Annotated in this window: 26 protein-coding genes; 17 read left to right on the forward strand and 9 right to left on the reverse strand. The window is 46.1% G+C overall.

Annotated elements, in window-relative coordinates:
- Positions 1–42: 42 nt before the first annotated feature.
- Positions 43–468: a DUF86 domain-containing protein gene (locus BVG16_RS01720; protein ID WP_078496807.1), complete on the forward strand. Its 426-nt coding sequence runs from the start codon at positions 43–45 to the stop codon at positions 466–468.
- Positions 469–628: 160 nt separating this feature from the next.
- Entirely contained in the window at positions 629–1,276 is a 648-nt protein-coding gene (locus BVG16_RS01725; protein ID WP_078496808.1) for a helix-turn-helix transcriptional regulator, read from the forward strand.
- A gap of 38 nt (positions 1,277–1,314) precedes the next feature.
- Here BVG16_RS01725 and BVG16_RS01730 read toward each other — a convergent pair whose 3' ends face one another.
- The gene (locus BVG16_RS01730) at positions 1,315–2,625 is read right to left on the reverse strand and encodes an esterase-like activity of phytase family protein (protein ID WP_078496809.1); all 1,311 of its coding nucleotides are present in this window, start codon (positions 2,623–2,625) and stop codon (positions 1,315–1,317) included.
- Positions 2,626–2,786: 161 nt separating this feature from the next.
- Here BVG16_RS01730 and BVG16_RS01735 point away from each other — a divergent pair, with 161 nt between their 5' ends.
- The 3 genes from BVG16_RS01735 to BVG16_RS01745 all read left to right on the forward strand — a co-directional run bounded on the left by BVG16_RS01735 (position 2,787) and on the right by BVG16_RS01745 (position 4,056).
- Positions 2,787–3,047, forward strand: a complete 261-nt coding sequence (locus BVG16_RS01735) for a YqkE family protein (protein ID WP_078496810.1) — start codon at positions 2,787–2,789, stop codon at positions 3,045–3,047.
- Positions 3,048–3,229: 182 nt separating this feature from the next.
- Positions 3,230–3,694, forward strand: coding sequence for a DUF948 domain-containing protein (locus tag BVG16_RS01740; protein WP_158081599.1), 465 nt, complete (start codon positions 3,230–3,232; stop codon positions 3,692–3,694).
- Between the two features lie 29 nt (positions 3,695–3,723).
- Entirely contained in the window at positions 3,724–4,056 is a 333-nt protein-coding gene (locus tag BVG16_RS01745; protein ID WP_144027262.1) for a YtxH domain-containing protein, read from the forward strand.
- A 71-nt stretch (positions 4,057–4,127) separates the two neighbouring features.
- On the opposite strand, the gene BVG16_RS01750 is transcribed toward BVG16_RS01745, so the two are convergent.
- The 4 genes from BVG16_RS01750 to BVG16_RS01765 form a co-directional block, all read right to left on the reverse strand.
- The gene (locus BVG16_RS01750) at positions 4,128–4,421 is read right to left on the reverse strand and encodes a hypothetical protein (RefSeq protein ID WP_078496812.1); all 294 of its coding nucleotides are present in this window, start codon (positions 4,419–4,421) and stop codon (positions 4,128–4,130) included.
- 50 nt (positions 4,422–4,471) lie between these two features.
- Positions 4,472–6,781, reverse strand: a complete 2,310-nt coding sequence (locus BVG16_RS01755; RefSeq protein ID WP_078496813.1) for a thiamine pyrophosphate-dependent enzyme — start codon at positions 6,779–6,781, stop codon at positions 4,472–4,474.
- Positions 6,782–6,813: 32 nt separating this feature from the next.
- Entirely contained in the window at positions 6,814–7,815 is a 1,002-nt protein-coding gene (locus tag BVG16_RS01760; protein WP_078496814.1) for a 2-oxoacid:acceptor oxidoreductase family protein, read from the reverse strand.
- Between the two features lie 219 nt (positions 7,816–8,034).
- Entirely contained in the window at positions 8,035–9,144 is a 1,110-nt protein-coding gene (locus tag BVG16_RS01765) for a phosphodiester glycosidase family protein (protein WP_144027263.1), read from the reverse strand.
- 724 nt (positions 9,145–9,868) lie between these two features.
- Here BVG16_RS01765 and racE point away from each other — a divergent pair.
- The 7 genes from racE (at position 9,869) to BVG16_RS01800 (ending at position 14,755) form a co-directional block, all read left to right on the forward strand.
- Entirely contained in the window at positions 9,869–10,678 is an 810-nt protein-coding gene (gene racE, locus BVG16_RS01770; protein ID WP_078497256.1) for a glutamate racemase, read from the forward strand.
- Positions 10,679–10,845: 167 nt separating this feature from the next.
- The gene (locus tag BVG16_RS01775; protein ID WP_078496815.1) at positions 10,846–12,048 is read left to right on the forward strand and encodes a M14 family metallopeptidase; all 1,203 of its coding nucleotides are present in this window, start codon (positions 10,846–10,848) and stop codon (positions 12,046–12,048) included.
- Positions 12,049–12,194: 146 nt separating this feature from the next.
- Complete coding sequence (locus BVG16_RS01780; RefSeq protein WP_078496816.1) at positions 12,195–12,497, forward strand: HesB/IscA family protein; 303 nt, start codon at positions 12,195–12,197, stop codon at positions 12,495–12,497.
- Positions 12,498–12,512: 15 nt separating this feature from the next.
- On the forward strand, positions 12,513–12,734 hold the full coding sequence (locus BVG16_RS01785) for a DUF1450 domain-containing protein (RefSeq protein WP_078496817.1): 222 nt from the start codon (positions 12,513–12,515) through the stop codon (positions 12,732–12,734).
- 70 nt (positions 12,735–12,804) lie between these two features.
- Complete coding sequence (locus tag BVG16_RS01790; protein ID WP_078496818.1) at positions 12,805–13,074, forward strand: hypothetical protein; 270 nt, start codon at positions 12,805–12,807, stop codon at positions 13,072–13,074.
- A 121-nt stretch (positions 13,075–13,195) separates the two neighbouring features.
- Positions 13,196–14,047 (forward strand): aldo/keto reductase, encoded by an 852-nt coding sequence (locus tag BVG16_RS01795; protein WP_078496819.1) that lies wholly within the window; start codon positions 13,196–13,198, stop codon positions 14,045–14,047.
- A 24-nt stretch (positions 14,048–14,071) separates the two neighbouring features.
- Positions 14,072–14,755, forward strand: coding sequence for a metal-dependent hydrolase (locus BVG16_RS01800; protein WP_078496820.1), 684 nt, complete (start codon positions 14,072–14,074; stop codon positions 14,753–14,755).
- Positions 14,756–14,761: 6 nt separating this feature from the next.
- On the opposite strand, the gene BVG16_RS01805 is transcribed toward BVG16_RS01800, so the two are convergent.
- The 3 genes from BVG16_RS01805 to BVG16_RS01815 form a co-directional block, all read right to left on the reverse strand.
- Positions 14,762–15,235: a hypothetical protein gene (locus BVG16_RS01805; protein ID WP_144027264.1), complete on the reverse strand. Its 474-nt coding sequence runs from the start codon at positions 15,233–15,235 to the stop codon at positions 14,762–14,764.
- Positions 15,236–15,408: 173 nt separating this feature from the next.
- Entirely contained in the window at positions 15,409–17,382 is a 1,974-nt protein-coding gene (locus tag BVG16_RS01810; RefSeq protein ID WP_078496822.1) for an LTA synthase family protein, read from the reverse strand.
- Positions 17,383–17,569: 187 nt separating this feature from the next.
- Positions 17,570–18,718: a THUMP domain-containing class I SAM-dependent RNA methyltransferase gene (locus BVG16_RS01815; protein ID WP_078496823.1), complete on the reverse strand. Its 1,149-nt coding sequence runs from the start codon at positions 18,716–18,718 to the stop codon at positions 17,570–17,572.
- Positions 18,719–18,816: 98 nt separating this feature from the next.
- Here BVG16_RS01815 and BVG16_RS01820 point away from each other — a divergent pair, with 98 nt between their 5' ends.
- Both BVG16_RS01820 and map read left to right on the forward strand, forming a co-directional pair.
- Positions 18,817–19,455, forward strand: a complete 639-nt coding sequence (locus BVG16_RS01820; protein ID WP_078496824.1) for an O-methyltransferase — start codon at positions 18,817–18,819, stop codon at positions 19,453–19,455.
- A gap of 72 nt (positions 19,456–19,527) precedes the next feature.
- Positions 19,528–20,274, forward strand: a complete 747-nt coding sequence (gene map, locus BVG16_RS01825; protein ID WP_078496825.1) for a type I methionyl aminopeptidase — start codon at positions 19,528–19,530, stop codon at positions 20,272–20,274.
- 89 nt (positions 20,275–20,363) lie between these two features.
- Here map and BVG16_RS01830 read toward each other — a convergent pair whose 3' ends face one another.
- On the reverse strand, positions 20,364–21,584 hold the full coding sequence (locus tag BVG16_RS01830) for an MFS transporter (protein WP_078496826.1): 1,221 nt from the start codon (positions 21,582–21,584) through the stop codon (positions 20,364–20,366).
- Positions 21,585–21,762: 178 nt separating this feature from the next.
- Here BVG16_RS01830 and hemE point away from each other — a divergent pair, with 178 nt between their 5' ends.
- From hemE to hemG, 3 genes are read left to right on the forward strand one after another with little or no spacing between them, the layout of a single operon-like run.
- The gene (gene hemE / locus BVG16_RS01835; protein WP_078496827.1) at positions 21,763–22,818 is read left to right on the forward strand and encodes a uroporphyrinogen decarboxylase; all 1,056 of its coding nucleotides are present in this window, start codon (positions 21,763–21,765) and stop codon (positions 22,816–22,818) included.
- Positions 22,819–22,836: 18 nt separating this feature from the next.
- A complete protein-coding gene (gene hemH, locus BVG16_RS01840; RefSeq protein WP_078496828.1) occupies positions 22,837–23,784 on the forward strand; it encodes a ferrochelatase in 948 nt (315 codons plus the stop codon).
- A 6-nt stretch (positions 23,785–23,790) separates the two neighbouring features.
- Positions 23,791–25,251 (forward strand): protoporphyrinogen oxidase, encoded by a 1,461-nt coding sequence (gene hemG, locus BVG16_RS01845; protein WP_078496829.1) that lies wholly within the window; start codon positions 23,791–23,793, stop codon positions 25,249–25,251.
- Positions 25,252–25,331 lie beyond the last annotated feature (80 nt).

The following is a 25,331-nucleotide window of genomic DNA, read 5'->3' on the forward strand; positions in this document are numbered from 1 at the left end:
AAGCAATCTCAATAACGGATACGAGGATAGGAGGCACTTGCGGTGTACTATGTGAATCGTGAACAACTTGAACTGCGGCTGCAGTGTATTCCGTCGATCGCTCAGGTGATGCGTGAAATTCAAGCCAGCTGGGATCATAAGATGGTTCAGGGGCTCGCCCAAGAACGCGCATTGCATTTGGCTATAGAGACGGTGACAGACGTTGGAAGTTATTTGATTGATGGATTTATCATGAGGGATGCCAGCAGCTATGAGGATATTATTGAGATCAATGCGCAAGAACAGGTATTTCCAAAGGAGCTTACTCCTGTATTGCTAGATCTCGTTCGCCTACGCAGACCGCTTGTTCAAGAATATTTTCAATGGACAAGCCGTGAGCTTCATCCGATGTTGGCCATTCTACCGGACGTTCTCGAGCAATTTGACGTATCGGTTCGACAATATTTAGTACAAGAATTAGGTGCATAATCCTTCAATCGAGGGCTGCACCATCTCGGGGCTATTTTTGAAACATACATGTTTACTAATTTACTTATGTTCAGAAATGCGATACAATGTCGATACCAAGCTGATTCATTGCAGATTGTACGTAGTCAAGCTTGATTGAATACGCTCGAGGTGGTACGAAATGTTAAGAGCAGAACAAGATACATCGACGAGACGCGTTGTTCTTACCTTACTCAAGACGAGAGGCGCTTTACTTGTGAGTGAGATGGCCAAATCGTTGCAGATTACGGAAATGGCCGTTAGGCGGCATTTAAATACATTAGAACGGGACGGATTGATTCGAAGTACGCTAGTCCGACAAGCTGTAGGTCGCCCAAGTTTAATCTATGAACTTACGGAACAAGCTGACAATCATTTTCCGAAGAATTATCAGAACCTGATGCTGGATTTACTTCATGAACTGGATGAAATCGATGCGCAAGCAGCAACAGGCACCCTATCCACCGTGGATACGTTATTCGAAGGGCGTAAGCAGAAAATGCTGATGAAATACGCTCCCCGGATGAAAGGGAAGAACTTGGCTGAACGTGTTGCAGAGCTCGCAGAGATTCAGAATTCGAATGGTTATATGGCAAAAGTCGAGGAAGATGCTTCAGGTCATTATGTGATGCATGAACACAATTGTCCTATTACGGAAGTTGCTCATGCCTATCAACAAGCATGTCATTGTGAGCTGGCGTTATTCCAAGAATTGCTAGGCACGGATGTTGAACGAACAGAATGTCTGGCCAAGGGCGGGCAACGTTGCACATATCGCATTAAATCATAATATTTAGGAGGGGGCCTGTACGGCCCCCTTTTTTGTGCTTATTTTAAGGTAGTAGGAAGATCGAAGGTCCAGAGCTGCGTGCCATTCTCCGCCGAAGTGCTTCCTACCCCAAAGTCATTATCGTTAATCATGACGAGCGTTCGGCCATGGAGCAATGTAATTCCCTCGATTTTCTCGTAAGGGTATTTGAAACTCACCGCATCCAATACAGAACGTTTCGTCGGTATAGAGATGCCTTGTTGCGCGAACTCGGTCATATCCATTTGTTCCAGCGTTTTCTCGAATTTATCCGGCGTATCATAACTTCCTAAAATATTGGTAGCCGCGGAAAGATCCGTCGCGTAAATTTGTTTAATTTGAGCTTTAGTCCCTGCGTTTTTATCCCGCTCATCGATCAATAACATGTGGTCATTGATGGCGAACAGATCTGAGATCACAATATCGGATTGCTTCAAATCTTTGAATTGCGAGGCATTCTCCGTAACATATACAAATTCAGCAACGGGTTTTAACGTCGCCATATCGATTTTCAAGATGCGCAAATTTCTAGAATTGTCGACGGATTTATCGGGATTACGAAGCGGGCTTTGCATCGCCGCGAACATCCATTTTCCATCCGGTGTGATACTAATCGCTTCCATGCCGCGATTCTGGCGACGGTTCAAATAAGAGGCCGGAAGCACTTCTTTCAGTGGAACCGCCGGGGAATTTAACATTGCGCTCATCCCCTGCGGAACTAGACGTTGGAGGATGGTCCCATCCTTCTTCACTTGTACAATACTTGGACCGTATTCTTCAGATAGCCAGAACGTTCCATCCTTCGGATTGTAGGCTAGTCCTTCAAGATCCAAGCCATAGGGATCATAGGAAATAACTTTAGTCGCTGTCGCATCATAAGGGACTTCATCATGTTTGATGACATTCGGTAGACCCGTGATTTTGGAGGTTCCTGTGACAGGATCTTTGCCTTTGACTTGTAAAGGGATCGACGATAGCACTGAAATTTTACCTTTTTCTATTTTGATTTTATAGATGGAAGGCGTATATTTCGGTAACGGGAACGTACGTCTTGTTTCGCCGTCGATTTCAACCTCGCCGTTCGGTCCACGGTCACCGCTTGTGTAGAATACATTGTCAGGATCGCCAGGCAGATGCACAAGTGAGGATCCAAATCCCATCTTGACGCCTTTGGCTAAATCAGGGGCTTGAAGTACATACTTCCCGGTGAGCTTGGGTTGAGACGTAACGGAGGTGCTTTCAGCGTGGGCTTGTGGACTTGCTATCATCACCGTCCCCGTTCCAATAGATGCTACAGCTAACATAGATAAGAGGAAATTCTTCGCGTTCATGAATGTTATTGCTCCTTTCGAGAACCGTTACCTTATTATGGCAATGGCTTGTTCGCGCGAGATTAACAGATTGTAATTGGGGTGTAAATATTTTTTTGTCACAAACCCTGCTATAATAGAAGGGAGATCATGATCATACGAGTTGGGTAGAGGTGACGAATATGGCGAAGAAAAATAAACAAACAAAACCGGCACCCGTGGCCGTCAAAGATACGCCGGCAACGTTGAAGGATTTATTAAATCCGGACGTGTTGGAGAAGTTAAAAGCACAAGCTGATGCCTTGAAGCAGGATGAAGTGAACCGTAAATTGGAACAACGAAAAGCAGAGGAAGACGCACGGAAGGCTGAACAGAAGCGTCGAGATAATGATTTTGAATACTTGTTGGAGAACACGAAGATGGATTGGAAGAAGTTCAAGTAATTTAACGTTTCCATGTCGTGAGCAAAACCGGAAGAGCGCTGGCTTCTTCCGGTTTTTTGATGTCTCTAAAATTTTTTTGTGAAATTTAGTCTGTCCGCTGTGTCAAGACGAGCCCAGTCTTCTTATACTGTCATTAGAAAATGGGCATTCGTCTAGAGCAGATCAAACGAGGTGAGAGCAAAATGATCGAATGGAGTGTTGTTGCCATCGCTGTTACTTTTGCAATACTGGTTATCGTGGCGATTGTCGTATTGCTTACGGTGAATACAACCGTGAAACAAGCAAGAATATCGCTGCTTCAGCTGCAGAAGGAAACCGACGCATTGCGCAAGGAATTGACTGCATTTCTTCAAGATTTCAAGAAAACGGCCAATATCCTAGAACGTCAACTGTCAGCCATAGAGCCATTCTGCAGTTCCATTCGTGAAGCCGGAGAGACCGTACAATATGTAACTTCCTCCATCACTTCCGTAACGAATGCGTTAACGGAGTCAGCCGTTACTCACGTAAATCGAGCTCATGCGAATAATACAGACCGCATAGGAGATGTGTTCGATTTGGTGGATATCGGATTAGGGTTATGGGAGAAATGGCAGATCGTTCGCCATCCTGTTGATCCGCGTTCTACGAAACCCAACGAGAGTTAAGAAGGATAATGAATGAAGGAGCGATGAACATGTCGGACAAAAGAAAAAGCTTTTTAATAGGTGCCTTGGTAGGTGCTGCGGTAGGTTCGGTGACAGCATTATTGTTAGCGCCAAAATCGGGTCGTGAATTGCGTCAAGATATTAAGGAAGGTGCTCAACAAGTTGGAGAGAAAACCCAAACTGCCATCAAGCAAGTGGGCGAAACAACATCCAATTTAGTTGATGCGGCAAAAGGTAAAGTGAATGATTTACGCGCTTGGCGTCAATCGAGACGTCATCAAGACGATGATGCGATAGCCCAAGTTTCGGCGACAGAAGACTGCCAAGTATTTGAAGAAGAGTTCGAGGAAGTCGCCAAATAATCTGTCTCCTAAAGAGACTTCACATAAAAAAGCGCAGCGATCATCTGGTGATCTGCTGCGCTTTCTCCATGTTATGATGAATCCCGTGTAGCATAAGGACGGCCGCTCGCATCGAGGAAGATTAGATAATGCGAGTCATTTTTGGCTTTGACATTACACAATTTGAGGATATGTTCCTCCAACTCAATGAGCTTCCAAGGGTTGTCCATGTCGATATGTTGCGCGATGAGGAAGGAGGGAAGCTCGGCGTTTGCCGTATCTTCATCCTCCCAAGACTTCACACCGTAATAAGGAAGATCATAACCATTGATTAATGAGCAGCTAAAGATTTGATTCGACTCCGCATGTTGTAAGACAAACGGCACGGGTACGACCTCCTTCACAGCATGACTCTACGTGATCTAATTCGATTCTTTTACAGGTAAGGATTCTCGTGTTTGGCTTTAATCATATTCCAGCGTCGTTCTACTTCCTGTTCGAAGGATTGAAGCGCATCGACATGTTCGGGTTTGGTCATATGTTTGGTTTTACCCATCGTTTTGAGCCAATCCACGAGCGGAACTTTTTTGTTCTTCTCTTCCGGGTTGTAGGTAATTGACGTGATCCCACGCTCTACTTCATAGAGAGGGAAGAAGCAAGAATCTACGGCTGCATTCACGATATCCGTACCCATCTCATCCTCGGACAACCAGTTTAACGGACAAGCAATAAGAATTTTGCCATAGACAAGTCCTTCGTTCTGCGCGTAATACTGGGCTTTCGCCGCTTTCTTCACCAAGTCTTGCGGGAACGCTTCAGAGCCTGTGAACACATAGGGAATATGTGTCGCGGCCATGATTTGAGCTGTGTCTTTATGATGGAATACCTTACCTGCACGGACCGAACCTACATTAGAAGTCGATGTCCGATGGCCGATTGGTGTGGAGTATGAGAGCTGAGCTCCAGTATTCATGTATCCTTCATTATCGTACTCGAGAATAATCATCTTATGATTGCGAAGCGCTGCACCGATGGCTGGCCCCATACCAATATCCATACCGCCGTCACCTGTGATCATGACGAATGTGAAATCGTCCGGTAAATTCAAATGATCCAGTTCGCCTCTGCGCTTCCGTTCCCAGAACATTTCTACGACACCGGATAGGGTTGCTGCGCCATTCTGGAATAAATTATGAATGTACGTCGCCTTGTGCGAGGAGTACGGATAGCCCGTTGTAACAACCATGGCACAACCGGTGTGGAATAAGGCCACGATGTCGCCTTCAATCCCCTTGAAGAATAACTCTAGGCCTGAGAAAATACCGCATCCTGGACATGCGCCATGGCCTGGAGCAATGCGCTTCGGCTTCTTCGTTAGAGAGCGAAGCGGAGGAATGCGCACGCTTAATTTGCCTGTTTCTTCGTCTTTTTTTACAGTAATGAGGCCTGTCTTTAAATCTTCGAAATTCATAGGCTTGAGCACGCGTTTAGGCGCTTTGGCAGCATCGCCTGGCGTATGCCCGTAATAGTCGAAAGGAACGTCGACTTTCCCTTTGTTCATTGCGTCAATTGCGAATTGGAAGAGATTATGACCGTCTTCCGCGTAGAAGTCCTTGCCGCCGAGGCCATAAATCCGGCTGATGACTAACGTATCCCGGTTGCCGTGCGTGAAGAGCGCAGCCTTGACCTCATTTACCATATTGCCGCCATGACCGCCATAAGAATCGGCTCGGTCACCTACCGTAACCGCCTTGACGTTCTTTAAGGCTTCAGCAATCGCTTGCTGCGGGAATGGACGAATCATATTCGGGGCAATGGATCCGGCTTTGATGCCTTGACTGCGAAGCTGGTCGACGACATCTTTGATCAATTCGGATGCAGAGTTCATTAAGAACACGGCCACTTCGGCATCTTCCATCCGGTATAGATCCAGAATCGGGTAATCTCGGCCTGTTAAGTCGGCATATTCCTTACGGATTCGATCATATACATGCTCCGCGTTATACATAGCAACAGATTGCTGGTAGCAGTTGTTGATGTAATCCGGTTCATTCATATAAGGACCAACTGTAATCGGATTGTTGCGATCCAGCGTATGTGGATAACCTGCGGGCGGTTGAGCGCCGACGAAATCATGAACATCTTCACGCTTCGCGAAGGTTTGCACTTTACGTTTTTGATGGGATGTAAAATATCCATCGGATGCCACGAGCACGGGCAAGCGGACTTCGCTATCTTCAGCGAGCTTCAATGCCATAATATTCATATCATAGACAGCTTGTGGATCACGGCACATTAGAATAGGCCATCCCGTATTTAAGGCATAATAGAGATCAGAATGATCCCCATGGATGTCGAGAGGACCCGACACTGAGCGGCAGACGAGGTTCATGACCATCGGGAAGCGAGTACCTGATTGTACGGGCATTTGCTCGATCATGTAGAGATAACCGTTCGCACTGGTTGCGTTAAATACGCGCCCTCCCGCTGTGGAAGCACCATAACATACCCCAGCCGAGCCATGCTCTCCGTCCGCAGGGATAAGTACGATATCATGCTGCCCGTTGGACTTCATTAAATCGAGGAACTGAGCCACTTCTGTCGAAGGGGAGATTGGGAAGTAACCCATGATGTGATAATTGATCTGGTGTGCAGCATATGCCGCCATTTCATTCCCGGATTCATAGACGACACGCTGTTCTATTTTGGCTTGCCCTATTTGTTCTTTTTTGATATCAATCGCCAATGTCGATTCCACCTTTCAGCTTTGTAATAGATTTACGCAAGTTCAAAACGATGGGGTGTACGGTGCTCATCTGCATAACCGTCTTCTTCTCTGGCACTGCTCAAAGCATCTGTAGGGCATGCTCTCACACATTTGAGGCAGCCTTTACAGTATTGATAGTCAATCCCTTGCAAGAACATTTGCGGGCGGCCTTTCTTATCCGGCTGCTCTTCCCATACAAAACAAAAATCAGGACATACATTATCGCACGCGGCGCAATGGATGCATTTATCGTCTGCGAAGTGCGGCATCATTCCAGCACGCGAAATACTTAAGTCTTTCAGAATACTGTTACCTGGGTTGGTAATGACACCGCCCATAGGTTGGGTTGCATAGCCCAGCACAGGGGTATCTTGGCGCACGAAAGTGGGCATCTGTTGCCCCTCAGGCAACCCGAAGGTTTGGAAAGTCACTTCGTTATATCCACGCTCAAACGTCTTGAGTGCAGGTGCAACCGCTTGGGGATATTTCTTCTCCAAGGACTTGCGAATGACGCTTTTCATGGATTCGGGATCCAAGAAGTCACAGAGGCGGAACAAAGCGCCGAGCATGGCCATATTCGTACGGTTTTTCTCTTCCAGTGAAATCCCTGTTGCGTCGACGACCGCCATGGTACCGCCAAGTAATTTCATTTTCTCTTTTAATTCTTCTGGTGTTTTATTCGAATTTACAAGTACTAGACTGTCCTCGTAGATGCCACTGATAACGTTTACGGTTTTAGATAAGGATTCATGGAAAATACCAACGACATGCGGTCGTTCCACGGGGGAGTTATCTCGAATATTTGTTTCATTGTCGCAGAACCGGATGTGGGCTTTAACTGGTGAGCCTTTCTTTTCTGATCCATAGGATGAGAAGCTTACGCCGTTGAGACCGACGCCTGTAACTCCGGCTTCCGCCAGCATTTTCCCAGCCAAGTTCGCGCCGAGACCGCCAATGGATTCTAGCCTGATTTCAAAAAATCCTAGATCATTTAATTTGGGTAAAGTAACCATCCTATTACTCCCTTCAAGAATAAGATTTTCATTTCTAATTTTACCAGTTATTTTCAGGTGAGCAACATGTTTTCATGTTAAACCGACTGGTATTTACACAAAATGCCCTCCAATCGATGTACGTTTGGAGGGCACCGTTAATCTAGTATATTAATGATTCCTGCGGATGTTGTCTGTAAATTATCACATTGACAATTTAATCTTTTATTGCATCGTGTTTTACCGTTTAGATGGGTCGATCTTGTTAGGATCAAGTCCTTTCCAAATGTTCGGAATTTGAACGGCCTCCGGATCGTTAAATACAAGGAAAGCGGTTGGTAAATATCGCTCACCACTTTTACTAGCCGGGGAATTCACGATCTGATGATCCTTGACGAGCACCGTCGAGGAACCGCCATCCAAATTCGCGGCGATCACAGCGCCGTTCTCTAGCATAATGTTCTGACAGTCATAGAGGTTGGCTCCGATACTATGGGTCTGGCGTCCATCAATGACAAGGAACAGGATGGCGCCATCTGCGCGTTGACCCATCACGGTACGAGGAGCAATTCCCCAACCGTCTGCCGCATTTTTTACCAGCCCTTTTCCATTCACGATAATTCGCGGTTGGAACGTTACGGCTTCTCTTACACCCATTTCTTTAAGCTGGGGAATGGTATAGTTCCCCGCGACCATCTTACCCGTCTTATCAAGCCCAACAATTTGCGTTTTTTTCTTGTTGTTGATGCCGCCGTCATAATAGATTTCACCATTCGCGATGACGAGACCTATCGGTTGGAACCCGTTACCTTGCCAATTCGGGTCAGCGAAACCGCCTGCGTTAACGCCGGCAATCGCCCCAGTCCGTTCGACCATGCTGGAGACTCGCTCACCGCGTCCGACATGATTCGGAACGCCGATCCGTATTTTTGAAGGATCATTAACAATCATCAGATAACCACTGAAGCCTGCACCGCTTACCGGTTTGATCTCCACGAGATCTTTCGCTTTCTCCGATGGTGCTGTGATTTGGTGGTTATCCTTCTCATCGCCGTAAGAATTGAACTTCTGGTTATATTCAGCGATACGCTGCTTGAGCGCTTCTTCTCCGATAATATATTTGGCCCATACGCGATGCTGCGTCGTAATTAGTGTATCGGCAAGGAGCATGCGGACATTCGTTCCAGACGGTGTTAGATAGAGCCATCCTCCACCTGCTAACAAGACGATGAATAGGAGAATGATAATATTTTTAATGGCTCGGCCAAAGGTTTTGCGTTTACGCGTTGGTTGCCGACGTGCTCTACGGCTGGCAAGCTGCGCTTGAGACATCGATGTTGATTCTCTCATGGTGCGTGAGCCCCTTTCTTGTGCATAAAATAATAGAACTTTAACAATAGACGTTGCAGCAGATGAAAAGTTTCACGCGAATTTCAAATTTGAACGGTTTAAATTTTACCAACCTGATTCGCAGGATACAGAAATGGCGATCTTCTCCCAGAACGAGAACGATATATTTGGAATGGGCGCAAAGGAAATGCCGCGATGCAGGAATTGGAGGGTCATGGGGTCCTTCTTCGTGTCCATTGCGTTCAGAATTTTTCGGAAACGATGGGTTTATCGTGCTGCAATCAAATGTTCAAGCGTTAGAGACTGAAGGAATAGAGCCGAATCGATCAAGAACACATCGTCATAGTCAGCATGACGTGCATAAGATAATATCTCATCAGTAAATCTCGCAATTTTCCATATTAACGAGTTAGTCCAGTGATGGGTATACATCTTTATCATAATCCATCGGTTCCGTGGATTCAACTAAACGTACGTTTCGCCCAATTCTGTTCTTTTCTTCAAGATAGGCGAACCGGTGGAGCAATTCACTAGACCAAGGATTGAAACAAGCTAAATCCGCGGGGTTATATCGTAATGGGAAATGTTAGGGATTGGCACCGCGATCTTGAACCCCTCCGAAAATTCAGTTAAGATTTATTAGTTCTTAAAGTGGTACGTTTTGGCCGCTAGATTCATATTCTATTAGTAGAACTGACATTCTACAAGAAGGAAGCGTGTGTTCGTGCAGCAAGCAATCGCTATACTAGATTCAGGTGTGGGAGGATTAACGGTAGTTAAAGAAGTTATGAGGCAGCTTCCACGGGAGAAAATTATATATTTCGGAGACACTGCCCGCGCACCTTATGGACCGCGTTCGTCGGAAGAAGTTACGTTGTTTACCCAGCAAATCGTGGAATATTTAATTCAATTTCAACCTAAAATGATCGTTATTGCTTGTAATACGGCAACGGCAGTTGCGCTTGAGGACATTCGTGCGATGGTTAACGTGCCTGTTGTCGGTGTCATTCATCCTGGAGCCAGAGCCGCGATTAATGCTACAGAAACCGGGTTTATCGGCGTTATTGGTACCGAAGGTACGATACGGAGCGGTGCGTATCCGCAAGCGCTGAGAGAAATATCACCTCATATTGAAGTGATTAGTGAGGCATGCCCTCAATTTGTGCCTTTAGTCGAAAAAGGGATGTTCCGCGATGAAATTACGCGGGATACGGTTCGCGAGACGCTAAGGCATTTGCGCTCGAAACCGATTGATTGCTTGATTCTTGGGTGTACACATTATCCGTTCTTAATGGATCCGATATCGGAAGTTATGGGACCGCGAGTGAAGCTGATCAGCTCGGCGGATGAGACCGCCCGGGAGATTAGCACCATTCTTCATCAATACGGGCAACTCGCCAAAGCTGACGAAGAACCTGTACATCATTTTTTTTGCAGCGGAGAACCGCGGATTTTCCAACAGATTGCACAGGATTGGCTGAAAGAACATTTAGCATCTGCGCCAGTTGTTTGGCAAGTGCCGAGTTTCCTGTAATTATAGGATCGTACAACATACAAGAAATGAAACAACCAGAGACAGGCTCCCCTAACGGAGATGGTTCTGGTTTTTCTATATAGGGGCTGCTGAAGGACATAATAAGCATAAATCTATCATATACATAGAGTTAGGTTATCTATAGAGATATGCTAGGAGGATGGGCAATGGCTTTTCCGTATGTAGTCCAGCAGGGCGATACATGGCTGCGTATTGCAGCTCGATATGGCATTCATGCGTCATCGCTTCACATGGCAAATCCACAGATTCAAGAGGCACCTTATTTAATTGCTGGACAAGTGATTTATATTCCGTATCGTCCGGATCACGTGTATATGATTCAAGAAGGAGATACATTCTATGAAATTGCCAGACGATTCAACGTTCCGATCCAAATTCTGTTGAATGCGAATCCGTCCGTGGATCCCCGCAGTCTCAAAATCGCACAGAGCCTTGTCATTCCGCTGACGACAAGCGGTGAAATTGTGCGAACGGATGCAGAGTATGGGCCTGTTCAATTAATGGAGGACGCCGAAAGGCTATGTGAACGGTATCCATTCATTCGACAATACATTATTGGTTACAGCGTCATGGGCAAACCTATTATTGCGCTGCGCATCGGTACAGGTGAGCGTGAAATTCACTTTAATGGTGCTGTGCACGCCAATGAGTGGATTACCTCCCCGATTCTCATGAAATATATGGAGCAATACGCGAAGGCATATCGTTCTGGAACTTCATGGAATGGGATGGATCCACAGGATTGTTATAATTGCAATTCGCTCTGGGTTGTGCCCATGGTGAATCCTGACGGGGTAGAGCTTGCCCAAGAAGGAATTTCCCCAAGGCATCCGTATTACCGATTGTTATTGCAATGGAATGGTGGTTCCTTTCAATTTGCTCGTTGGAAGGCGAACATTCGGGGCGTAGACTTGAATGATCAATTTCCAGCCCATTGGGAGGAAGAGCGAGAACGTCGGGGGAAGAAGGGACCAGGGCCACGAGATTACTCGTCGGAAGCCCCGCTGACAGAACCCGAGGCGGCAACTTTGGCGGAATTTACCCGCGCGCACAATTTTGATATGGTCGTTTCCTTGCATTCCCAAGGGGAAGAGATCTACTGGAATTATCGGGATTATGAACCCTCTGTTTCCGAAGAAATCGCACGTCGATTCGCACAAGCGAGTGGTTACCGTTCAGTGAAACTCTCTGGCAGTGACGCAGGGTATAAGGATTGGTTCATTCAAGAATTTCGGAAACCGGGGTTCACGATTGAAGTAGGTCAAGGCCGGAATCCATTACCGCTGCAGGATTTTCGTGAGATATATCAAGACGTTGCAGGTCTATTAACGGAAGCATTACGGAGTTAGAGTTAGATGCAATTAGATCGGAGCCAAAAGCCGCTGGGAGTCACTGCCTGCGGCTTTTCTATATGTAACATCGCTAGGTGTTGATTTACCCGAATTGATTCTTTACAATAAAGGGATAACATTTCAACGATATAGGAGTGAAGGCAATGAACTGCAAAATTACACGCAATGCTGCGAAAAAAATAAAAGAAGAACTGCAAAAAGAAAATAAACCGGAGCTTATGCTGCGCGTATTTGTTACGCATTCTCATGGGTCGCATGCTCACTATGGCATGGATTTGGACAAGCCCAAAGAAACAGATACGGTTGTAGAAACCGACAAAGAAATCTCGGTCATTTTGCAATCAGACGAACCGATGTTAGATGGCGTAAAGATCGATTATTTATATTTTCCTGAAGAAGGGTTTATCATAACCAATCCATCTAAAGGCAATCACGGGGATCACTAGAAAGAGGAATGAATAATGGCGAACGACATTCGCATTTGTGATAAATGCAAGCACACAAAGCTCAAGACCTTTTTACCGAAAGTTCAAAATTTAGATCCAAACGCGGAGATCAAAGTGGGCTGCAAGTCTTATTGCGGTCCTTGCGGAAAACGGGTATTTATTTTTATTAATGGTCGATATATAACCGCGCCTACCGAAGAAGAAGCACTAGAAAAGGCAAGTAAATATGTGAAGTAATGAAAGGTGCGGATAGTTCCGCATCTTTTCGTTTATCCTAAGGTCGATATGTCATCAAGGAGGACTGAGGATGTCACGTAAAGATTCTTCAATGAACGAGCAAACCCCGCTGACGCAAGCCCAGAATTCGATCGATAAGCTTCGCCATGCGGTTTCCCAAGCGCTAAGTCATCCGACGGATCAGTCGGTTGAACAGGCGCATACGGCGTTAGAGCGTGCGCAAAATGCCGTAGATACAGCCGTTCTTAATGAAACAGGTGCCAATCAACAACCTGTGGAGTTCGCTCAAGAGCTGCTTGGTGAAGAGATGTCGCGTCTGAACAAATTATCTGCTGATTAATGATGTTGTAGGTCACGAACCACTTGATCGCAAGGGTCTCCCTTGATCAGGTGGTTTATTTTTGTGCGCGTATCATTTGTGCTATGATGAAGGTATCGCTTACTGACATTGTAAGTTGAACATGAAATCAAGGGAGGATCTAAGTGTGAAGCACATTGCGGATCGAGTGAAGCTCAATAATGGCGTGGAAATGCCATGGCTAGGACTAGGTGTATGGAAGGCAGAAGACGGACAAGAAGTTGCGTCAGCTGTGAAGAGTGCCATCGAATTAGGCTATCGCAGCATTGATACGGCAGCTGTATACAAGAATGAAGCTGGCGTTGGGCAAGGGATTGCAGAGAGCGGAATTGCAAGAGAAGAACTATTCGTAACGACGAAGGTATGGAACAGCGATCAAGGCTACGAATCTACATTGCAAGCTTTTGAAGAAAGCCGTAATAAGCTAGGCTTGGATTACATTGATTTATATTTGATACATTGGCCTGTAAAAGGTAAATACATAGATACGTGGCGAGCTCTTGAGAAGCTGTACAGTGATGGACGTGTTCGTGCTATCGGGGTAAGCAACTTCCACATCCATCATTTGAACGATATTCTTGAATCCGGAAGTGTTGTTCCTGTTGTAAACCAAGTGGAGTATCATCCATTGCTGGCTCAACGTGAACTGCTTGCATTCTGTAAGAGTCATCAGATCGTCATGGAAGCATGGAGCCCATTGATGCAAGGTAAATTATTTGAGGATCCAACATTGAATGATATCGCTGCGAAATATGGCAAATCGGTCTCCCAGGTGATTCTGCGTTGGGATCTTCAGCATGGTGTCATTACCATTCCGAAGTCGGTTAATCGGGAGCGCATAGCACAAAATGGAGATATCTTTGATTTTGAGCTTTCTGTCGAGGATATGCAGCGTATTGACGCGATGAACAAGGATCAACGTGTTGGTCCAGATCCAGATCATATTAACTTCTAGGTAGCAGGAGGGATCGTTCAAATTATGGAACTCCAGTTTATAGGTCATTCTTGCTTCATCGTATCTTCAGATCATTACAAAGTTATTATTGATCCTTTCATCCATGGCAACCCGCTTGCCAACGTGGATGTTTGTGATATTCAAGTGGACGCTGTGTTGCTAACGCACGGACATTCGGATCATACCGCGGATGCCTTAGAAATCGCTTTACAGAACGATTGTCCGATCATTGCGAATTTCGAAATTTGTCAATATTTTGGAAGTCAGGGTGCTAAGGTATTTGCGATGAACACGGGTGGGAGTCACACTTTCCCGTTTGGTACTGTAAAATTCACGCAAGCTATGCATAGTTCTAGTCTGGAAACCGATAACGGTGTAATTTATGGAGGTTTGGCTGGGGGGATCTTACTCACGATGAACGGTAAAACGTTCTATCATGCAGGAGATACTGCGCTTTTCAGTGACCTGAAGCTTATTGGTGAGCATCGCATTGATGTGGCAGCTGTCCCGATCGGGGATGTATTTACGATGGGGCCACAGGAAGCACTCCTTGCAGCTGAGTGGATTGGGGCCAAAGCCGTCATCCCCGTTCATTACGATACCTTTCCAGCTATCGAGCAAGATGCCAAGGCATGGGTGATGGAAGCGACGAATGAAGGGCTTCACGGCATTTTCCTTCGGCCTTCAGCAAGTTATGTGGTTGAATAACATCGATTACAAATGATGTAATTGGCCCGGATCTACCGATATTTTCTTCGGTGGGTTCGGGCTTTTTGGTTCTTCGGCGCCAGAGAGCATCGACATGTAGTAGGTTAACTGGTCGGTAAACCGTGATTTGAGTTTCTCATATTGGTCATCCGTAATTTTGCTTGCATCACGTAATGACTCCAACCGATCAACGAATTTAGCCACTTGCGAATCAATGACTTGCTGTAAATTGATATGATGATTGTGAGCAAGCTCGTTGATGCTCTGCCCTTGTTGAAGAGCAGCAGCTATATCATCAGCGTCAATGCCGAGCAGCGCGGATAGCGCAGAAAGATCCAGATTAATGCCGCCATCAATCTCATGAATACGATTTGCTGAAGGCTGCTCGGAATATGTGTTCGTAGCATAGGTTGTCATAGGTATTGCAATCGCACAGAATAATACGAATGTAACGATCCATTTGGTTCTGCGAGTCATCATGTCAGCCCCCTCGTTGAGATAAAGATGTTATGGGTAATCGTATAACAAGAACCTTAAAGGAACATAAAATGCAGTTAAAAAGCAAATAAAGAATCGACATATCAAAATCCCCTTGCAAGAATGGATGCTGGAGTAAGGAGTCCAGACCAATCTAACAAGGGGATTTGGTGTCGTTATGGGGTTTCTCTAAATTTGCGAATTAAATCGTAGGTGATGGTTTTGTCAGATATTTCAAGCTGCTTCTTTGCTTGATCCGCTTTGGCCTGACACAAAGAGACATTCTGTTTCTCTCCGGTTGCGGCATCATAGCATGTTCCATTCTTGAACAACCCATCAGCTGAAGGAATATAATAGACTTTGCCGTCAGTGAACGCACCGCTGCGCAGCACAACGAGCTTCTCATCCTCCGTAAATAAATTGTTCCCCATCATATAACTCGTATCCGTTGGTATGCCGAGCAGATACAACAGGGAAGGCGTCATGTCCAGTTGTCCGCCAACGCGATCTATTGTTGCTGCATGTTTGCCATCCGGTAGATGAATCAGCATAGGAACTTGATTCATGATTTGTTCGAATTTCAAATCGTTTATGGGGGTTCCCAGGAACTGCTCCATCACGGCTTTATCTCGAATCGAATTATCATGATCGCCATAGAACGCAAGGATCGTATTGTCCCATAGACCATCCGCTATCATCTGCTCAATCATGGTTCCAAGCGATGCATCCACGTAATGGACGGATTCCAGATAATCTCCGAAAATCGTCCCCTTGAATTCACCCACATCAAGCTTCTGATAGCTTGCAGGGAGTTGATAAGGATGGTGGCTGGACAGCGTGATCAAAAACGAATAGAACGGCTGTGCCGTCTTCTCCATATATGCTAACGATTGACGGAAGAAAGACGTATCTCCGAGCGACCAGCCGAGAGGCTCGTCTATGGTGAAATCTTTCTTGCTGTAGAACTTATCATAGCCCATATGATTATACATGATATAGCGATTCCAGAAGCTAGCGTCATAGGCGTGGTAGACACCTGTCGCATAACCGTTATCCTTTAAGATCTGTGGCAGCATATCATACGTATGATTGGGATAGCGGATAAATACAGAACCGGTAGGCAAGGGGTGCAGCGAAGAATGGGATGAGAAATCGGCATCCGATGTACGTCCCTGACCGGTCTGATGATAAAAGTTGCTGAAATACATGCTTTCTTGGATCAGCTTGTTCAGATTCGGCGTAATTTCCACACCGTTAATCTTCTGATGTATCATGAAATTCTGAAAGGCTTCCGCCTGGATGACGATGATGTTTTTCCCTTTATAGGCACCGAACAGATCATTTTTGGTATCCGTTTGTTGATGCTTCGCATCGAACCATTGTTTCACTTCAGCTTCTTCTTCCGCAGAAAGCATGTTGTTGGAGAACCAGTTCTCTTGTGCGTATCGGTTGATATCATACCCGTGAAACCCAATTAGTCCTGTCACATTATAGAGCGAGACATTCCACCAGTTCCCGGCGAAAATGCCTTTTGCCCACGTATTTGTTGCTTGCTTAATAGGCATGAACGTGAGAACACAGCCCAACGTGAATATCATCGCACTGAGCAGAATGCGAAGGATGGCTTTCCTCCAACGAACACCATGCTGCCGCTCCAGCGGGCGAAGGCGTTGCTTCTGTCGACCTACGCGTATCCATACGAGTATCGTAATCGGCATCAGGAGAAGAAGATCCACGAAGAAGAGGATGTCCTTCCAGGTGATTAAGGATGCGATGCTGTCTCCCAAGGAGCTAACTTGTCCGGCTTGAAGAAGAACAGGGATCGAAATGAAATCCTGGAAATAGCGATAATAGACTAAATCGGCGTAGAAGACCGTACTTAGCAATAGATTGAGAAGGAATAAGCTGACCCATCGGCCACGTTTGGGCAAAAGCCACACCCAGAATGAACAGAGCATAATCGAACCTATGCCAATGACATAATCCCATTTGTCCATATGTACAAGCGGGACGGCTATAAATCGATCAAATAAATATAATTTATATACAATTAAGACGATAAACAGCATACATTCGGCATAGGGAAGACGTGATATCAGATGAAGGGGAATCCTTTTGACTCGAGGAGCCGTAGGAAAAGGTGTATTCATAACATGAGACAGCTCCTTTCATACAAGTTTATGAATAAAATGTAAACCCAATTGCACCTTTATCATTATAAACGTAAACAGGGGCATTTCAACCGTTGTAAACATCTGGATTTCATCATTTTATTGAAAAAAAACCGCCTTCACGTGCTTTAAGAACAAGCACATGAAGGCGGTATAGGATGTATCTTTATTCAGAACGCGGTTTACGCGGCGGAAGCTGTCCAAGATATTGATAATACTGGCATTCGATTCGACCATTGAACAGCTTGCGACGTTTGTCTGCTGGACGTCCGAAATAATGTTCGAACTGTTTGTTCGGACAAATCGCAAAGAAGGACCAATTCGGTAATTTGCGAGACACAAAGCCGAGCTGTCGCATGACTTTCTCGGCATCATCACGTTCGCCGAGCCGCTCCCCGTAAGGAGGGTTGGTAATAATGCAGCCATAATCACCTTGCGGATCTATTTTGGCAACTGGCAAGGTACGGAATTCGATTTCTTTGCCTAATCCAGCCGCTTTCGCTGATCCGTAAGCAATATCAATGGCTTCACGATCGTTATCCGAGCCCATGATCTGGAGTGGGACATCATCGCGCAATAAATCGAAGGCTTCCTCTCTAGCTTCCTGCCAGAGATCCTCCGAAATGACAGGCCAACCCTCGGAGTTGAACGTGCGGCGTAACCCTGGTGCAATGTTCCAACCGATCATTGCGGCTTCGATTGGAATGGTCCCCGAACCGCAGAATGGATCGTAGAGCGGGCGTTCAACATTCCAACGGCTTAAGAGCACCAGTGCGGCAGCCATCGTCTCTTTGAGCGGCGCTTCTGTCGCAACTTTGCGATATCCGCGTTTGTGCAGGCCTGGTCCCGTTGTATCTAAGGTAAGAAGCGCGATATCATTTAGCAAGATCACTTCAATGACATAACGAGGTCCGTCTTCATGAAACCATTCGGTACCGTATTCCATTTTCATTTTCTCAACGACGGCCTTCTTCACGATGCCCTGGCAAGCTGGTACGCTGCTTAATTGCGATTTATGGGAACGTCCCTCAACCGGGAACTCACCGTCTTCCGGAATCCATTCTGGCCAATCTAATGCTTTTGTTCCTTCGAATAATTCATCAAAGGTTGTCGCTTTGAATTCACCCATCTTGATCAGCACGCGATCGCTTGTCCGAAGCCAAAGATTGGTGCGGCATATATCGATAAGGTCGCCCTGGAAGAGGACACGTCCGTTCTCCACCTTTACATCATCATAGCCTAAATCTTTTAATTCCCTTGCAACGACCGCTTCAAGACCCATCGGTGCCGTTGCGATTAACTGGTACTGACGCATTGTTCATTCACACCCTATAGCATTTTCTGATACAATTCAGTATAGGCTAAAATAACCATCGTTACAAACGAGAAATCGGGTTGGGATACATAGGAGGTATGGAATTGATTCAATCAGATGAACAATATATGGATGCACTTTATCGCGAAGATCCGATGCTTGAGCAAGTGATGGCAGGAATACGAGAAGCGGGGATGCCTGAAATTTCAATTGCGCCGGGATATGGAAGGCTGCTGACGATCCTCGTTAAGACCAGCCGGGCGAAGCGGATTCTAGAAATAGGGGCATTAGGCGGATACAGCGGCATATGCTTAGCGCGTGGACTTGATTCGGATGGAGAGCTGGTTTCCCTCGAGCTGAAGGAAGAATTTGCAGCCATAGCGGAACGCCATGTTCAAGTTGCAGGTTACGGCGAACAAGTTACGTATCGTATTGGGGATGCCATGGATAGCTTGAAGCAGTTGGAAGAAGAAGGGCAGAAATTTGATTTCTTCTTTATAGATGCGGATAAAGGTAATTATCTCAATTACTTAGAATATGCCATCACCTTATCGAATCCAGGAGCATTAATCGTAGGAGACAATACCTTGCTGCGAGGCAGAACGACAGACCCGAGTAAGAACGGCCCTTCTGTTCAGGCGGTGCGCTTATTTAATGAGAAAATTGCACAAGATCCAAGGCTTATGAGCACGATGCTTCCGGCATATGACGGTCTGGCGATCGCTATGGTTAAGTAAGCGTGGGCTGCAGGTTCATTTGCTAAACGAACGCTTTTTCAATACACTATATAGAGACAGGAGGCGCGTGAGATGATTACAATTAAGACAAAAGAACAAATTGCGAAGATGCAGGCGGCAGGAGAAATCTTGGCAGCATGTCATCGCGAGATCGCCAAAATGATTCGCCCAGGCATTACATCGCAAGAAATTGATCAATTTGCAGAAAAATTTATCCGAGACCATGGGGCTACGCCTGAGCAGAAGGGATATAACGGTTATCCTTATGCGACATGTGCTTCGGTGAATGATGTGATCTGTCATGGATTTCCTAAACCCGAGCCGTTGAAAGACGGAGATATCGTGACCATAGATATGGTTGTTAATTTGGACGGATGGCTGGCGGATTCCGCATGGTCTTATGGCGTGGGAACGGTTTCGGAGGAAGCGGACAAGCTTATGCGTGTAACCAAAGAATCCCTCTATAAAGGCATTGAGCAATCCGTGATTGGCAATCGCTTAGGGGATATTGCCAACGCCATTCAGACTCATGCAGAAGCAGCGAATTTAGCAGTTGTTCGTGAATTTATCGGGCACGGCATAGGTCAGATCATGCATGAAGAGCCACAAGTTCTTCACTATGGACCAGCCGGTCGCGGTACGCGGTTAAAAGAAGGTATGGTGTTCACGATCGAGCCAATGTTGAACATCGGAGACTGGAGAAGCAAGCTGGATTCGGATGGTTGGACAGCGCGCACGAGAGACGGCAGCTTATCTGCTCAGTACGAGCATACGATTGCGATTACCGCAGATGGCCCTATTATCTTAACCAAACAATAATATCTTGAAATCGAAAGGCTATCCTGAACGTCAATCTTGTTGACTGACGAGGGATAGCCTTTTTGTTCATGGATATACTTCGATTTGGTTCATGTTGTCGATGAAGTCTTCGAACCTCGCGATTTGCGATAAAGCGTGGTCCACACCCATAACACATTAAAGAGGAGCAGGATGCCCGAGACGATAAAGATCCCTTGGATGCCGATATTGCCGGATAGTGCACCAGCCACAATGGGTCCTAGCATATTCCCTAGCGCGAGCGTACTGCTATTGAAGCTGTATGCCCGACTCTCCATCCCGTCCGGTGTGAACTTCCGGATCAGCGAGTTGACGGAAGGCAAAAGTCCGCCCATGAACATGCCGAGTAAAAAGCGGAAGACGATCAATTGCCATACGGTGCTGACAAATGCTTGCGGAATCAGCATAACAGCTGCCCCTAATAAGCAGACGAGCAGGATGCCGTTGGAGCCGATCCGGTCGCTAAGCTTCCCAAGCAGCGGTGAGGCAACCATATTCGAGATCCCCGTAATGGAGCTGACAAACCCTGCCCAGAAGGCGAGATTGACGGTCGAACCGTGTAGTTCCTGAACATATAAAGGCATAAGCGGCATGGGCCCCATCATCGCAAATTGCAGTAAGAAGGTAACTGTGAATAGCGCCATGAGGGGTTTGAATTTGCTTAATTGGATAAAACCAGCGATGACGGAAATATCCGGTTTCTTATTCGCTTCTTCCCGATTAAAGTTTTCTTTAATCAAGAATGTTGCGAAGAGCGAGGCGAGAAAGAGCAGTGCCCCGGTTATGTAAAAGATGGGACGATACCCGACACTGTCGGCAAGAAGTCCGCCAATAAAGGGACCTAGGATGGTTCCTGCTACTTGTCCCGATTGCAGTGTCCCCATAGCGAATCCTATGCTCTTCTTCGGTGTCGCCGAAGCTGCTAGCGATATGGCTGCGGGATTGAACCCTGAAATCGTACCGTTCAGCAAGCGAAGAAGCAAGAGCTGGAGCGGGGTTTGAGCAAAGCCCATGAGGACCATCACGATGGCCATCCCGAAGCCGGATCTGAGAAGCATCATTTTCCGTCCGTATTTGTCGGCGAATTTACCCCAAATCGGTTGGAAGATAAATGAGGTTAAGAAGTTGGCTGCAAAAATAAGTCCAGCCCATACACCAATCTTGTGTGTATCTGTGAGTCCTAAATCTTGTTTGAGATATAACGACAAAAAGGGAATAATCATAGTCATGCCGGCGTTCACGAAGAATTGCCCGATCCATAGCACAACGATGTTTATTTTCCACTGCTGCATTGCACCTGACACTCCTTTCATGCTGTACATGTAAATTATAGCACACGGGGTATTTCGAATTCGGGTATGTAACTTTTGTCATTGAATTGTCATTGAAAGGGAACACCACAGGTTGAGACCCCTTATGAAAAAGGGCATAATAAAAGTATTGAATTTTCGATAGAATGGAGCATCATGGATGATAAAGAATGATCGGTTTTTACGGGCAAGTCGCAAGCAAGAGGTAGATCAATTGCCCGTGTGGTACATGCGTCAAGCAGGACGTTATGATCCGGAGTACCGTAAAATTAAAGAAAACTATAGCCTGCTCGAAATCTGCAAACAGCCTGAGTTGGCTGCAGAAGTCACATTGATGCCTGTTCGGAAGTTGGGCGTAGATGCTGCCATTCTATATTCGGACATTATGAATCCCGTCGCTTCTATTGGTATTGATTTTGATATTGTAGCCAATGTCGGTCCTGTCATACATAACCCGATTCGTTCATCGGAAGATGTAGCGAAATTGCGTCCCATCGATGTCGAAGGGGACTTGTCGCATGTCTTGGAGACGATTCGCATTCTTGATCGTGAGCTTGAAGTGCCGCTGATTACCTTTGCCGGTGCACCGTTTACGATTGCTAGCTATTTAATTGAAGGCCGTCCTTCTAGGAACTATCGTCTAACCAAACAAATGATGTACAGCGCTCCGGACGTATGGTTCGCGTTAATGGACAAGCTGGGCGATATGGTGATAACCTATTTAAAGGCTCATGTCGCGAACGGAGCGAAAGCGTTTCAAGTGTTTGACAGCTGGGTCGGGGCACTGGCTCCGCAAGATTTCAAGAAATATGTGCTGCCGACGATTCAACGTATTTTTGCTGAATTACAATCAGTAGATGTTCCTAAAATCTATTTCCCAGGCGTAAGCTCGGGTGAATTGTTACCTACTTTGCAGCATTTGCAAGCCGATGTGATCGGTCTGGATTGGCGCGTCTCCATTACAGAAGGAAGACGTCGTATTGGCGATAAATTTGCGGTTCAAGGAAACTTGGATCCATTCCTGCTGACGGCCCCATTGCCTTTACTTGAAGAGCGTGCAAGACAATTGATTGATGAGGGGATTGAACAACCCGGCTATATCTTTAACTTGGGCCATGGATTATTCCCAGAGGCATCCCTGGATACTTTGAAGCATTTAACGGACTATATTCATATGTACTCGCGGGATGCAATTCAAGCGAGAAGAACGCGGTAGAAAAGAGGAATATTGAACATGTCGAAGTCAAAAATCGGCGTATTGGTGATGTCTTATGGTACGCCTGAAAGTTTAGATCAAGTGGAAGCTTATTATACACATATTCGGCGGGGACACCCGCCAACAGCGGAACAGCTTGAGGAGTTGACGTCCCGCTATGAACAAATCGTAGGGGGATTCTTCCCGCTGCGCGAGAATACGAACCGTCAAGTAGCAGCGCTGGAAGAGACATTAAACCGTCAATATGGCCATGACGAACTTGAGTTTGTCTGTTATCAAGGGTTGAAGCATGCCCACCCTTTAATTGAAGAAGGCGTTGAGCAGATGGCGAAGGATGGAATATCACAAGCGATTGGCGTCGTACTTGCCCCACATTATTCAGTGATGAGCGTCGGCGGTTACATACAACGGGCGCAAGCGAAGGCAGATGAGCTTGACTTGTCGATGTCTTTTGTGAAGGATTATCACGTACATCCGAAGTTGATTGAAGCCCTTGTGAACCGAGTTCAGGACGCATTGTCGAAATTTGGACCGATTGAAACGGTACGAGACCAAGTCCGTGTCCTTTTCAGTGCGCATAGTTTGCCAGCTCGAATATTAGAATTAAACGATCCCTATCCAGACCAATTGCTCGAAACATCCCGTGCAATCGCTGACCGTGTAGGCTTAAGCCAGTGGCAATTTTCATGGCAGAGCGCAGGACAGACATCGGTTCCTTGGTTAGGTCCGGATATTTTGGATACATTACGTACAGTAGTGGCTGAAGAACAAGTGAAGCAGGTGCTTGTCGCACCCGTTGGCTTTGTATCCGATCATTTGGAAGTACTCTATGATTTGGATATTGAAGCGCAAGCGTTAGCACGTGAGTTAGATATACATTTGGAACGTACAGCATCGCTGAATACCGATCCGCTCTATATCGATACCCTTGCGGATGTGGTAAATCAACAACTTGAAAGGAAGTGACCACCCATGGTGGACACAGCGTCTCGTCACGTTGTTGTCATTGGTGGAGGCATAAGCGGACTTAGTTCCGCTTTTTATTTGCATAAATTTAGTGTTGAGCAAGGGATGGACCTGACGATTTCGGTTATTGAACGAGATCAACATTTTGGCGGACAATTCATGACATTACATAAAGACGGCTTTGTTATCGAGAAAGGTCCTGACTCTTTCCATGCCCCAAATGAATCGATGATGGAGCTTATTTCGGATTTGGATCTAGAAGACGAGCTAGTCGCCGCAAGTTCAGACCTCGATCGCACGTATATTTTGCATCGTGGGGAACTTCAAAAGTTACCCCAAGGAATCTCGCTCGGGATCCCGACACATATCAAGCCGTTATTCAAGACAAATCTGTTATCTTTTCCGGGGAAATTGCGAGCTGGCATGGATCTCTTCATCCCCAAGCGGATGGATGATTATGATGAATCTGTTGGGTCATTTCTAGAACGCAGACTCGGTCAAGAGGTGTTGGAAAATATTGCGGAACCGCTGCTTACGGGCATCTATGCCGGTGATACGTACAAGCTTAGTCTTCAGGCAACCTTCCCGCAATTCGGTGAGATCGAGAAGACGCATGGCAGCCTAATCCGTGGGATGAAATCAATAGCAGGGACAAGAGGTCCTTTGGATTTATCCGGTCCGTCAGATGACGTTCAGACTAGCAAAAGGCTAACCTTTCGCCAAGGCATGCAATCGATAGCTCATTCGTTAGTGCATTACCTGCATCCCCAAGTGAATTTGATACAAAATACTTGTGTAACTGCCATTGAACGTGTCGAAAAGTCACTAGAGGATGCAGAAGCACGCAATACGTATCAAATCGTGTTAGATAGCGGTAAAGTGTTGTCAGCAGCAGCGGTGATCTTGACGACTCCGACGTACGTTGCTTCTCCATGGTTAGAACCTTATGTTAGTACACGGATGTTGGATCATGTGCATTATATTTCGGTGGCGAACATCGTGATGGGGTTCGATGCGGCTGACATCCCTCAACCGCTGGAAGGCTCAGGATTTCTGGTCCCACGGAAAGAGAAACGAAATATTACGGCCTGTACGTGGACATCTAACAAGTGGCCTCATACGACACCGGAGGGGAAAGTTATGCTTCGCCTCTATGTCGGACGTGAGGGTGACGAGCACAATGTGGATTTGCCAGATGAACAGATGATAGAATTGGTTCGTAAAGATTTAAGGGAAGTATTAGGAATTGAGGCTGCGCCCGTATTGACGGAAATTACAAGATTAAAGGATTCCATGCCTCAATATCCTGTGGGTCACTTGAATGCGCTTGAGCGCTTAAGGGAAGAGATGGCTGTGGAGCTGCCGGGAATTGAAGTTGCAGGTTCGGGGTATGAGGGGGTTGAGGTCCCTGATTGTGTTCGCCAAGGGCGGAATGCTGCTGCGAAGATCATTCAATTTATACAGTAACGTTATACGTTAGCTTATTCCTCACTTGTTGTGCGAAAGAGTACTATTTCATTCCACATTATTGATATAATGAGAAAAGG

Source organism: Paenibacillus selenitireducens (assembly GCF_002021565.1).
In the GTDB taxonomy this organism is placed as follows: domain Bacteria; phylum Bacillota; class Bacilli; order Paenibacillales; family Paenibacillaceae; genus Paenibacillus_K; species Paenibacillus_K selenitireducens.